At 52.5% G+C, this 12,453-nt stretch carries 11 protein-coding genes; 8 read left to right on the top strand and 3 right to left on the bottom strand.

Translation table 11 applies throughout. The features are described from left to right. The first annotated feature begins 231 nt into the window (after positions 1-231). Positions 232-987, top strand: a complete 756-nt coding sequence (gene mlaA, locus AOY23_RS10465; RefSeq protein WP_054179340.1) for a phospholipid-binding lipoprotein MlaA — start codon at positions 232-234, stop codon at positions 985-987. A 498-nt stretch (positions 988-1,485) separates the two neighbouring features. Then, complete coding sequence (locus AOY23_RS10460; protein ID WP_054181229.1) at positions 1,486-2,250, top strand: hypothetical protein; 765 nt, start codon at positions 1,486-1,488, stop codon at positions 2,248-2,250. Between the two features lie 247 nt (positions 2,251-2,497). Here AOY23_RS10460 and AOY23_RS10450 read toward each other — a convergent pair whose 3' ends face one another. Continuing rightward, on the bottom strand, positions 2,498-2,977 hold the full coding sequence (locus AOY23_RS10450) for an Hcp family type VI secretion system effector (protein WP_054179337.1): 480 nt from the start codon (positions 2,975-2,977) through the stop codon (positions 2,498-2,500). Positions 2,978-3,364: 387 nt separating this feature from the next. Next, complete coding sequence (fadL, locus tag AOY23_RS10445) at positions 3,365-4,651, bottom strand: long-chain fatty acid transporter FadL (protein ID WP_054179336.1); 1,287 nt, start codon at positions 4,649-4,651, stop codon at positions 3,365-3,367. Positions 4,652-5,021: 370 nt separating this feature from the next. On the opposite strand from fadL, the gene AOY23_RS10440 reads away from it, so the two are divergent. The 4 genes from AOY23_RS10440 (at position 5,022) to sixA (ending at position 9,638) form a co-directional block, all read left to right on the top strand. Next, positions 5,022-5,306 (top strand): YfcZ/YiiS family protein, encoded by a 285-nt coding sequence (locus tag AOY23_RS10440; protein ID WP_054179335.1) that lies wholly within the window; start codon positions 5,022-5,024, stop codon positions 5,304-5,306. Between the two features lie 173 nt (positions 5,307-5,479). Then, a complete protein-coding gene (gene fadI, locus AOY23_RS10435; protein WP_054179334.1) occupies positions 5,480-6,790 on the top strand; it encodes an acetyl-CoA C-acyltransferase FadI in 1,311 nt (436 codons plus the stop codon). After that, positions 6,790-8,940 carry a fatty acid oxidation complex subunit alpha FadJ gene (gene fadJ, locus AOY23_RS10430; RefSeq protein ID WP_054179333.1) on the top strand — a complete coding sequence of 717 codons (2,151 nt, stop codon included), beginning with the start codon at positions 6,790-6,792 and terminating at the stop codon, positions 8,938-8,940. Before fadI ends, fadJ begins: the two co-directional genes overlap by 1 nt. Before the next feature lie 212 nt (positions 8,941-9,152). Next, the gene (gene sixA, locus AOY23_RS10425; protein ID WP_038156747.1) at positions 9,153-9,638 is read left to right on the top strand and encodes a phosphohistidine phosphatase SixA; all 486 of its coding nucleotides are present in this window, start codon (positions 9,153-9,155) and stop codon (positions 9,636-9,638) included. 56 nt (positions 9,639-9,694) lie between these two features. Here the strand turns inward: sixA and smrB are convergent, their stop codons facing one another. Further along, complete coding sequence (smrB, locus tag AOY23_RS10420; protein ID WP_054179332.1) at positions 9,695-10,246, bottom strand: endonuclease SmrB; 552 nt, start codon at positions 10,244-10,246, stop codon at positions 9,695-9,697. A gap of 166 nt (positions 10,247-10,412) precedes the next feature. Here smrB and prmB point away from each other — a divergent pair, with 166 nt between their 5' ends. Together prmB and aroC are read left to right on the top strand one after the other, a co-directional pair. Next, on the top strand, positions 10,413-11,345 hold the full coding sequence (gene prmB / locus AOY23_RS10415) for a 50S ribosomal protein L3 N(5)-glutamine methyltransferase (RefSeq protein WP_054179363.1): 933 nt from the start codon (positions 10,413-10,415) through the stop codon (positions 11,343-11,345). Between the two features lie 21 nt (positions 11,346-11,366). Beyond that, positions 11,367-12,452, top strand: coding sequence for a chorismate synthase (aroC, locus tag AOY23_RS10410; RefSeq protein WP_054179331.1), 1,086 nt, complete (start codon positions 11,367-11,369; stop codon positions 12,450-12,452). Position 12,453: the final 1 nt, after the last annotated feature.

The following is a 12,453-nucleotide window of genomic DNA, read 5'->3' as shown; positions in this document are numbered from 1 at the left end:
TAATTTGCCCGGATGGCAAGAATAGCGATACGGGTATGTCAAAATATGTATAAAATCACCTCAGAGCTGAGATGACTCGCTCCACGCTATGCTGAACGCTGATGTCTGCCTTTTCGGATATAGACTTCATGCCGTGCGCTGTTACAATTTGCGGCTAACATAAGACGGAATTTCAAACGGTTCCGTCATGGACGGCAATCAGCACGAGCCATACTAATCAGGGAGACCTCTATGAAATTTCGCCTGTCAGCGCTGGCGCTGGGTGCGACATTACTGGTGGGTTGCGCCAGTTCCGGTGAGCAACAGCAGGGTCGTTCAGATCCGTTTGAAGGGTTCAACCGCACCATGTACAGCTTCAACTTTAACGTACTGGACCCGTATGTTGTGCGCCCTGTGGCGGTGGTGTGGCGTGATTACATCCCGCAGCCAGCGCGCAACGGTGTGAGCAATTTCACCAGCAACCTCGAAGAACCGGCCATCATGGTCAACTACTTCTTGAAAGGCGATCCGTATCAGGGGATGGTGCATTTTACGCGCTTCTTCCTTAACACCCTGCTGGGGATGGGCGGCCTGATGGATGTCGCTGGCATGGCTAACGAAAAACTCCAGCGCGTGGAACCGCACCGTTTCGGCAGTACGCTCGGTCATTATGGCGTGGGCTATGGGCCGTATATGCAGCTTCCGTTCTATGGCAGCTTTACGCTGCGTGATGAGGGCGGCGACATGGCGGATGGCCTGTATCCGGTGCTGTCGTGGCTGACCTGGCCGATGTCTATCGGTAAATGGGCGGTGGAAGGTATCGAAACGCGCGCACAGTTGCTGGATTCCGACGGCCTGCTGCGTCAGTCTTCCGATCCTTACATCACCGTGCGTGAAGCGTATTTTCAGCGTCACGATTTTATCGCCAGTGGTGGTCAGTTGAAGCCGGAAGAGAACCCGAACGCGCAGGCGATTCAGGACGAACTGAAAGAGATCGATTCCGAGTAATCGAATCGGCAAAGAAAAAGGGTGAGCTGGTGACGCTGATGCTTGTCAGTTAAACCCTGAAGGAAGCCGTAATGCGTAGCGTTACGGCTTCTTTTTTATTGCGCGCGAATAGTATCGCACCCTGTGTGTCGACAGGGCAAAACTCTCCGCCATTGTCAGTATCTCATTTATTATCTTCGGGATTTTCCTCTGTGATATTGCAGGTCGCAGACTCAGTTGCGCCGTCATGTAATGGTGTTCTTAAGTAATTACCACTCCGGACTGTATGAGTTATTTATAGTCGGTTCTCGCATGCGATTTATGAGATCCCATAAGCGCTAAAACACAATTAGTGGATGGAAACAGCTATTGCCGATATAATAAATGATTCTGGATTGTACATCAGAATACCAGGAAAGGTAGTCACATGAACTGATTCAGATTACTTTGAATAGCCTATTGATTATAAGACCGTTTTTCAATGGCATAAAATATGTGAATTATAAGGGATATAAGTATATGGAAGATACTAAATTACCCGCTGAAATTATCCAATCATCAAATTATGTATTAGCGAAGTACTTTGACGCATTTATACAAAAAACAGGCGGTGCTTTGCGGGATGGAGTAAGAGATATTGAAACTGGTACGCTGCGCACTCTGGTAATGTTGAATTCATCCCCCCTTGGGATAGATGCCTCTATAGGACTGAAACATAGGGATCTCCTGTTAGCATATGGTAATATGGTTCGAGCCGAAGATAAGCGGATGATGTTCGCTATTTACTCCTTACTAACTAAGCATGATGTCATTTATGATATGACCGTCACCATCGTGAAATTCTTGTTTGCAAAAATGCCTGCAAGGGTTAAAAAGGATTTCACTGAAAGATATCATGAGTTTGCAAATAAACTAACTGATACCATAGCAAGCCAGGCGATAAAAGCAGCGGTGAAAATTGCAATAATTGAACTCATCATTACTATAGTATCAATCAGAATAGCAAGATCGCCTGAAGTCGTTCTCCTTATGAGAAAAACTGTTGCACGAATGCTGACAGCGTTTCAGATATATAGCTATTTTGAGAAGGCAGCCATAGCAGCGAGAAAATTGAGACGGGAAAACAGGATTATTTATGATATCCTGTACTCTCAGGAAATTGAAATGCTTTATTTTATTATAGCGGATAAAATTGATCCATTAATTAATGTATCCACTTCAAAAGACAGTACCAATGCTGATGAATTGATGATTGCTTTAGCAGAAATTATTAACAAAAGGTGATGATTATGTTTAAGATATTTGGGATACTCTCGTTGCAAATGATTAATTTGCTATTATTTTTAATTTTTCTTGTGATAATTATCGTGGTTGTTGGTTCTTTTACAAAAGATTATCTCTTCCCACTTACAATTTTGGGCGGTATGCTTGCGTTTTATCTAAGTAATATTATAACAGGCGCGCTGGAGAAACGGTTTAAACTACATTAAATTGCCTGCATTCAGGCAATTTAATGTAAACAATAAAAACATTAGAAAACCCGATCGGCCCACAAACTGTAACCGGATGTTCCTGCTACCTTGTGCTCCCATGAGATTGATTCATATTTAAGAGATATTTGTTCATATGGCATTATCTCTGAGCTATTAATTACATGCGGGTAAGTTGAGCTTACATTGGTGATGGTGGCATTTGTCAATTTGACTTTATAAAAAACCTCCATCATTCCGGCCTGATTCAGCCAGTGGATTTCAAAAACAGCGGTAAGTTTTTCATTGTTGGACACAGCAACCCCTATTAGTGGGGAGGATTTATCTATAGGTTTTATAAATTCTATCGGGTGATGATTACAGTTCTCCTCCCGGGATATGCTATGATTTAAAGACAGTACCAGTATTTCGTCAAAATGATTCTTCTGGTATTTATTACCAATTGAATCCAAAGAGTTACATCCAGCTGATATCAGACCCTGCTGATCTCCAGTTAAACTTAAAAAAATATTAAAGCTCACAATAAACTCCTTTTTAAATGTGCTGTAGACTGAAGGCAGCTCCTGGTTGTATGAAGAAGCGACCTGACACCAATGGTCTTTGAAGTATACGGACAAAATGCCCACTACATAAATATGGTTTTTCAGGTGAATTTACAATATCTAATTCGAAATCGCCAGACGATACGAAGACGTAATTCACACTGGCGGAGAAAAACCATGACTATGAATCAGCTCACCCAGACTGGTCACTTCCATCTGACAGGCCATAGGCAACTTATGTACGGTATTGAGAGCCGGGCTGAGTAGCATAAAAAAATCCGTAATCCATGGAGAGATTACGGATTCTTACACAGCGACTGGAGCGTTCAAACGATCCTTAGCTGGCTGGCATTACAGCACTTCTTATCAGAAGCGGTAGTTGAAGTTGGTACCGAACAGCCAGGCTTTACCTTCAGAACGGAAGGTGTATGGGCCTTCCTCGATGGTCACGTGCTGGCCGTGCATGTAGGACGCGCCCACATCAACAGAGGCATCTTCGTTGAACGCATAGGTTGCCCCGGCGCTCAGCCACAGACGGTCCTGATCCGGGATGGAGATAGAACGGTTGTTCGCCGGAACCGGGCTGTCATCGAACGCGATACCGGTACGGAATGTCCAGTTATCATCGTAGTAATAGGTGGTACCCAGCGCGATGCGGTAAGAGTCTTTAAAGCCTTCGTCTTTATAGAACAGCGTCTGACCCTGAGAACCGGTCGCTTTCAGCTCCTGGAACTGGCTCCAGCTGGTGTACGCCACGCTGTAGTGAACAGCCCACTGCGGCGCCACGCGATTGTAACCAGAGATTTCCCACATTTCCGGCAGATGCAGGCTCAGAGAACCCGGAATGGTCGAGCCGGAAGTGCCCCACGGGAAGGCGGTGCCTGCACCCGGAAGACCGTTTGCCAGGGAGTTGATGTTGCTCTTATAGTCGCCGTCGAAATCGATTTTCACTTCAGAGCGGTAGGTCAACGCATAGCGGTTGTTTTTGTCCAGCTCATACAGGATACCGGCGTTCCAGCCAAAGCCCCACTCGTCCCCTTTCAGTTTGGCAATCTGGGTGCCCGGCGCCGCCAGACCTGCGCCAGCCGTCTGCTCGCCCGCGTAGCGTTCGATTTTCGCATCCGCATACACGGCGTTGAAACCGAGGCCGAAGCTCCAGTTATTGTTCAGCCGATACGCGCCGCTCAGGTTCAGGTTGATGGTTTCCAGATCGGTTTTACCGCCGTATTCACCCGCCGCGTAGTTATTGTTGAACTCGGTGGACAGACCGTAGTTAGAGGTTACAGACGCGCCCCAACCAAACTGATCGTTAATTGGCGCCACAAAGTGAATGTTAGGAACCCAGGCGGTCGGCGCGATATTGTCCGCATTGGTGTTGCCACCTGGCGTCAATGATTTACCGGTAATATTCACATCCGGATCAATATAGATAGCACCCGCGGAGAATGTCGGGCGATCGAACATGGTAATCAGTGCCGGGTTGCGGCTGACGTTACCTGCGTCATCCGCAATGGCGCCTTCGCCTGAATAGGCGCGGCCAAGGCCAGATGTCGAGAACTCGTTTAGCTGGAAACCTGCAGACCAGGCGTGTGTTGAAACTAGTGCCACTGCGACTGCGAGAGCAGACTTGGTAAACCGGGTTTTCTGGCTCATGACCATAACCTCAATGAGTTTTTTTATTCAAAATTTGTTACATGCCGTAACAGAAGCGCGAAGTGTAGGGTCTGGAGTGATTCAGAGAAATCAGACCAGTGCGCAGAGTATAGGTCTGACCAGATGAAATGTTGCAACTTTGTTTATGAGATTTTTCAATTGTGATCTCAAAAACGCGATCCCGGTGGCAAAAACCGGGGAATCTTGTTACACAAATGAGGGTGGTTTTTGTTTTAGATCATTTTTAATTGTGATTTAACTCACAAATACGCATTCAGCACATAATCAACTGGAGAGCACACTTTTCGGGGCGTAAAATATCAGCATTGTTTATCTGGCACCCTGGGTGCAAATGCAGAGGAAATCTACAATGAGTAAATGCAGTGCTGATGAAACCCCTGTTTGCTGCTGTATGGATGTTGGCACCATTATGGACAACACCGATTGCACCGCATCGTACAGTCGTGTTTTCGCCAATCGCGCAGAAGCAGAAGAGACGCTGGCGCAGCTGAGCGCGAAAGCGCGCGGCGTGGAATCTGAACCCTGTAAGATCACCCCGACCTTCACGGAAGTGAACGGTGGTGTGCAACTGGATATCGATTTTGTATTCTGCTGCGAAGCTGAAACGCTGATTTTCCAGCTCGGTCTGCGTTAATCCCGCCCGAACGCCTCTGCACGACAGGGGCGTTTTCATTTTCTCACCCAACTTTTTCCCTATGTGTTTTAGCTCCCATTTTTTCGCTTCCCTGATTGGCTAAATGTAAAAAATTAGTTAAGTATGTTATCAGGTCAGACCACTAGCGTTTTATCGGTTAACAGGGGAGTGTTATGAGTCAGGCATTACCGCTAATCACCCGCCAGGGCGATCGCATTGCCATTGTCAGCGGGTTGCGTACCCCTTTTGCGCGTCAGGCCACCGTCTTTCATGGCGTCCCGGCGATCGATCTGGGAAAAATGGTCGTGGGGGAGATGCTGGCTCGCAGCGAAATTCCACCGGAAGTGATTGAACAACTGGTGTTTGGCCAGGTGGTTCAGATGCCGGAAGCGCCCAACATTGCCCGTGAAATCGTACTGGGAACCGGCATGAGCGTGCATACCGATGCTTACAGCGTCAGCCGCGCCTGCGCGACCAGCTTTCAGGCGGTGGCCAATGTCGCCGAGAGCCTGATGGCGGGCACTATCCGCGCCGGGATCGCCGGTGGCGCCGACTCCTCTTCCGTATTGCCGATTGGCGTCAGCAAAAAACTGGCGCGGACGCTGGTGGATGCGAATAAAGCCCGCACGCTGGGTCAGCGGCTGAAACTCTTCTCTCGTCTGCGTTTGCGCGATCTGCTGCCAGTGCCGCCTGCGGTAGCTGAATATTCCACAGGGCTGCGGATGGGCGATACCGCCGAGCAAATGGCAAAAACCTATGGCATCACGCGTGAGCAGCAGGATGCACTGGCACACCGCTCGCATCAGTATGCGGCACAGGCATGGGCGGACGGCAAACTGGCCGACGAAGTGATGACCGCTTACGCGCCGCCGTTTCGCGATCCCATCGAGCGGGACAACAACGTCCGTAACAATTCCACGCTGGCGGATTACGCGAAATTGCGCCCGGCGTTTGACCGCAAACACGGCACGGTGACGGCGGCTAACAGCACACCGCTGACCGATGGTGCGGCGGCGGTGATCCTGATGACCGAATCCCGCGCGAAAGAACTGGGCCTGACCCCGCTGGGTTATCTGCGCAGCTATGCGTTTACCGCCATCGACGTGAAGCAGGACATGCTGCTTGGCCCGGCATGGGCGACGCCGCTGGCGCTGGAGCGCGCCGGGATCACCTTAAACGACCTGACCCTGTTTGATATGCACGAAGCGTTCGCCGCACAGACGCTGGCCAACCTGCAACTGCTCGGCAGCGATCGTTTTGCCCGCGAGGTGCTGGGGCGTTCCCAGGCGACCGGCGAGGTCGACGACAGCAAATTTAACGTGCTGGGCGGGTCAATCGCCTACGGACATCCGTTCGCCGCGACAGGCGCGCGCATGATCACGCAGACGCTGCATGAACTGCGTCGACGCGGCGGCGGACTGGGGCTGGTTACCGCGTGTGCCGCGGGTGGTCTGGGTTCAGCAATGGTTCTGGAGGCTGAATAATGACAACGACGTCTGCATTTACGCTTGAAATTCGCCCGGACAACGTGGCGGTGATCACCATCGATGTGCCAGGCGAAAAGATGAACACCCTGAAAGCGGAGTTCGGCGGCCAGGTGCGTGAGATCCTGCGTCAGCTGCGCGAAAACAAAGATCTGCTCGGCGTGGTGTTTATCTCCGCCAAAGAAGACAACTTTATCGCCGGAGCCGATATCAACATGATCGGCAACTGCAAAACGGCGAAAGAGGCCGAAGGGCTGTCGGTACAGGGCCAGCAGATGATGGCCGAAATCCATGCGCTGCCGTTCCCGGTCGTGGCGGCGATCCACGGTGCCTGTCTTGGCGGTGGGCTGGAGCTGGCGCTGGCCTGTCACTCACGCATTTGTACCGATGACAGCAAAACGGTGCTGGGGTTGCCGGAAGTGCAGCTCGGTTTGTTGCCGGGTTCTGGCGGCACGCAGCGTTTACCGCGTCTGGTGGGTGTCAGCACCGCGCTGGAGATGATCCTCACCGGCAAACAGCTGCGTCCGCGTCAGGCGTTAAAAGCCGGGCTGGTGGATGATGTCGTTCCGCGCGCCATTCTGCTGGACGCCGCTGTTGAACAGGTGAAAAAGGGCAAGCCGGGCCATCGCCATTTGCCGGTGCGAGAACGTGTTCTCGCCGGGCCGTTGGGCCGCGCGGTGCTGTTCCGCATCGTCGGTAAGAAAACCGCACAAAAAACGCAGGGCAACTACCCGGCAACAGAACGCATTTTACAGGTGATCGAAACCGGGTTAGCGCAGGGGAGCCGTAGCGGTTATGAAGCGGAAGCACACGCATTTGGCGAGCTGGCAATGACGCCGCAATCCCGGGCGCTGCGCAGTATTTTCTTTGCCAGTACCGAACTGAAAAAAGATCCCGGCGCCAGCGCAGACGCAGGGCCGTTGCGCACCGTGGGCGTGCTGGGCGGCGGTCTGATGGGTGGCGGCATTGCTTTCGTCACCGCCTGTAAAGGAAAGTTGCCTGTTCGCATCAAAGACATTAATGCGAAGGGAATCAATCACGCACTGAAGTACAGCTGGGACTTGCTTGATAAAAAGGTGCGCCGCCGCCATATCAAAGCCACTGAGCGCGACAGCCAGCTGGCGCTGATTAGCGGTACGACGGACTATCGCGGTTTTTCGCAGCGTGACGTGGTTATTGAGGCGGTGTTTGAGGATCTGGCGCTGAAACAGCAGATGGTGGCGGAAGTCGAACAGCATTGCGCGCCGCATACGGTGTTTGCGTCTAATACGTCATCGCTGCCGATTGGCGATATCGCTGCCGGGGCGCAGCGGCCGGAACAGGTGATCGGTCTGCATTTTTTCAGCCCGGTAGAAAAAATGCCGCTGGTGGAGGTGATCCCCCATGCCGGAACGTCGGCGCGCACCATTGCCACTACCGTGCAACTGGCAAAAAAACAGGGCAAAACGCCGATCGTCGTTGCCGATAAAGCCGGTTTTTACGTGAACCGCATTCTTGCGCCGTACATTAACGAAGCGATGCGCCTGCTGACGGAAGGGCAACGCATTGATGCCATTGATAAAGCGCTGGTGAAGTATGGCTTCCCGGTCGGCCCGATCCAACTTTTGGATGAGGTGGGAATCGATACCGGCACTAAAATTATCCCTGTACTGGAGGCGGCCTATGGAGAACGTTTTAGCCCGCCTGCAAACATCATAAGTGCAATTTTGAATGACGATCGCAAAGGCAGAAAAAATAGTCGGGGTTTCTATCTTTACGCCGCAAAAGGGCGTAAAAGCAAAAAACAGCCTGATCCGGCTATCTACTCGTTAGTCGGCGTATCGGCTCCGCAGAGCGCCATTTCACCGCAGCAGGCGGCGGAACGTTGCGTGATGATGATGCTGAATGAAGCGGCTCGCTGCTTCGATGAAGGCGTGGTGCGCAGCGCGCGTGATGGTGACATCGGTGCGGTGTTTGGTATCGGTTTTCCGCCCTTCCTGGGTGGCCCGTTCCGTTATATGGATTCGCTGGGGGCGGGTGAAGTGGTTGCGATTCTGCAACGGCTTGCGGCGCAGTATGGCCCGCGGTTTACGCCCTGTGAACCTCTGTTGCGTATGGCAGAGCAAGGGCAGACCTTTTGGCCCGCTAAGGAAACTGACGCGCTAAGTTGAGGTCTAAAAAAGGGTAATCCGTCGACGGTAGCGTACACCCCTGGCGAAAATGTAAACAGAGATTGACTATACTTACGCCATTAAGGTAAAACACAACGTTTCATTCGTTGGATGGATAAGGCACAATGCCCGGCCATCGGGTTACCCTCTGACATGACGATGTCATGACGTGGGGTATGCCTGGTGCTTCTGTTTAACAAAAGCGGTGCAATATGCAAGTTTTCATTATGCGTCACGGCGACGCTGCTCTCGAAGCAGCCAGTGACTCGGTTCGCCCACTTACGGTATGCGGTTGTGATGAATCCCGTCTGATGGCAACCTGGCTGAAAGGCCAAAAAGTGGATGTAGAGCGTGTACTGGTCAGTCCGTTTCTGCGTGCTGAACAAACGCTGGATATTGTCAGGGAGTGCCTGAATCTCCCCAAAGAGGTCGATGTTCTGCCAGAACTGACACCCTGCGGTGATGTTGGACTGGTCAGCGCGTACTTACAAACGCTGGCTAACGAAGGCGTAGCGTCTGCGCTGGTGGTTTCCCACTTACCGTTAGTGGGCTACCTGGTGGCAGAACTGTGCCCGGGTGAAACACCGCCGATGTTTACGACATCAGCAATTGCAAATGTGACCCTCGAAGCCGACGGGCGCGGGGTATTTAACTGGCAGATGAGCCCTTGTAATCTGCGAATGGCGAAAGCTATTTAACAGCGATTTCTGCAAAGCGAAAAAGCGGGTAAGCCTTGTGCTTCCCGCTTTTTGTTTCAGGGTAATTCCGGCGGTTGCCACTCTTCGACTTCAATCAGCACCAGCAGCGCGGCGTCGCCGCCGTACTCTTTTGGCGCCTGATGAAAAGCCATTACATGCGGATGCTGCGCCAGCCACAGCGGGGTTTGCTGTTTAAGGATATGTTTCCCGTGGCCGTGCATCACGCAGGCGCAATAAACATGTTCCCGACGGCAGGCGGCGATCAGCGCCCCTAACTCCTGCTTCGCCTGCAACTGTGTTAATCCGTGCAAATCAAGAAACAGTTCTGGCGAGTAATCTCCGCGCCGCAGTTTTTTCAGCTCAAAATGGCTGACGTCGTCACGCACATATTTCACTGCGCCTTCGGTGTTCAGCAGCGGCTGAAACTCATCCGAAAAATAGTGGGTTGCGTCTGCCTGTTCCTGCAATAAGCGCTTCACTGGCACGTCGTTGATTTTCTTACGCTGCGGGCGATGAACGATGGTGTCCTGTTTAATCTGCTGCGTCCCGACCATCAGTTGCCGGAACAGCGTCTTGTCCTCCACGCTGAGCGAGGGTTTCTTTTTCATTAGTGACTCTCATCTTTTCTTTCAGGTAGTTTACCCGACTCGTTGCGCATCGGGCAGGAAAAACGTGTTTTTTCCTGGTTTGAGATAAGCAAGAGTGCTGATTTCTCGGCGTCTTCGTGGCAAACTAGCCGCCGAAAATAACGCGATGCGTGCCCTGGAGGAAAGCGTGGATAAAATTTTTGTTGATGAAGCAGTGAATGAGCTGCAAACCATTCAGGACATGCTGCGCTGGTCCGTCAGCCGCTTTAGTGCCGCCAATATCTGGTACGGTCACGGCACCGATAACCCGTGGGATGAAGCCGTCCAGCTGGTGCTGCCGTCGCTCTATCTGCCGCTGGATATCCCGGAAGACATGCATACCGCGCGCCTGACTTCCAGCGAGAAACACCGCATTGTTGAGCGGGTGATCCGCCGCGTCAACGAGCGCATTCCGGTGGCCTATCTCACCAATAAAGCCTGGTTCTGCGGTCATGAATTTTATGTCGATGAGCGCGTGCTGGTGCCGCGTTCACCGATTGGCGAACTGATTAACAACCATTTCAGCGGCCTGATCCAACATCAGCCACAGCATATTCTTGATATGTGCACCGGTAGCGGCTGCATCGCGATTGCCTGCGCGTATGCTTTCCCGGAAGCGGAAGTGGACGCCGTTGATATCTCCACGGACGCGCTGCAGGTGGCTGAGCAGAACATTGACGATCATGGTCTGATTCACCACGTCACGCCGATTCGTTCCGATCTTTTCCGCGACCTGCCAAGAACGCAGTACGATCTTATCGTGACTAACCCGCCGTATGTCGATGCGGAAGACATGGCTGATCTGCCGGGCGAATATCGCCATGAACCGGAACTGGGGCTGGCGTCCGGCACTGACGGGCTGAAACTGACCCGCCGGATCCTCGGCAATGCGCCGGATTATCTCAGCGACGATGGCATTCTGATTTGTGAAGTCGGGAACAGCATGGTACATCTGATAGCGCAGTACCCGGACGTCCCGTTCACCTGGCTTGAGTTTGAAAATGGCGGTGACGGCGTCTTTATGCTGACCAAAGCACAGTTGGTGGCTGCGCGCGAACACTTCAGTCTCTATAAAGATTAATAACGATAATTCGGAGCCGTAATGGCAGGAAACACAATTGGACAACTCTTCCGTGTGACCACGTTCGGTGAGTCGCACGGTCTGGCCCTCGGTTGTATTGTGGACGGCGTGCCGCCAGGCATTCCGCTGACCGAGGCCGACCTGCAACACGATCTCGACCGCCGTCGCCCTGGCACGTCCCGCTACACCACGCAGCGTCGCGAGCCGGACCAGGTCAAAATTCTCTCCGGCGTGTTTGAAGGGGTCACCACCGGCACCAGCATTGGTCTGCTGATTGAAAACACCGATCAGCGCTCGCAGGATTACGGCGCCATCAAGGATCTGTTCCGCCCGGGGCACGCTGATTACACCTATGAACAGAAATACGGTCTGCGCGACTATCGCGGCGGCGGGCGTTCTTCCGCCCGTGAAACGGCCATGCGCGTGGCGGCTGGCGCTATCGCCAAAAAGTTTCTCGCCGAAAAATTCGGCATTGTTATTCGCGGTTGCCTGACGCAGATGGGCGACATTCCGCTGGCGATCAAAGACTGGTCGCAGGTTGAGCAGAACCCGTTTTTCTGCCCGGACCCGGATAAACTCGAGGCCCTCGATGAACTGATGCGTGGGCTGAAAAAAGAGGGCGATTCCATCGGCGCGAAAGTGACCGTGGTTGCCGACGGCGTACCGCCAGGACTCGGTGAGCCGGTGTTCGATCGCCTGGATGCGGACATCGCTCATGCGATGATGAGCATTAACGCGGTGAAAGGCGTTGAAATCGGCGACGGGTTTGGTGTGGTGAATCTGCGCGGTAGCGAAAACCGCGACGAGATCACCAAAGCCGGATTCCAGAGCAACCATGCAGGCGGTATTCTTGGCGGTATCAGCAGCGGTCAGCAGATTGTGGCGAATATCGCGCTGAAACCCACCTCCAGCATTACCGTGCCGGGGCGGACGATAAATCGCCAGGGTGATGAAGTGGAAATGATCACCAAAGGGCGTCACGATCCCTGTGTCGGGATCCGTGCGGTGCCAATCGCCGAAGCTATGCTGGCGATTGTGTTGATGGATCACTTTATGCGTCAGCGTGCGCAAAACGCGGACGTGACGACCTCGATTCCTCGCTGGTAAA

This window comes from Trabulsiella odontotermitis (assembly GCF_001297775.1).
Taxonomy (GTDB): Bacteria; Pseudomonadota; Gammaproteobacteria; order Enterobacterales; family Enterobacteriaceae; genus Trabulsiella; species Trabulsiella odontotermitis.
Note: the sequence above shows the minus strand (reverse complement) of the source record. Positions and strands in the feature narration are given on the sequence as shown.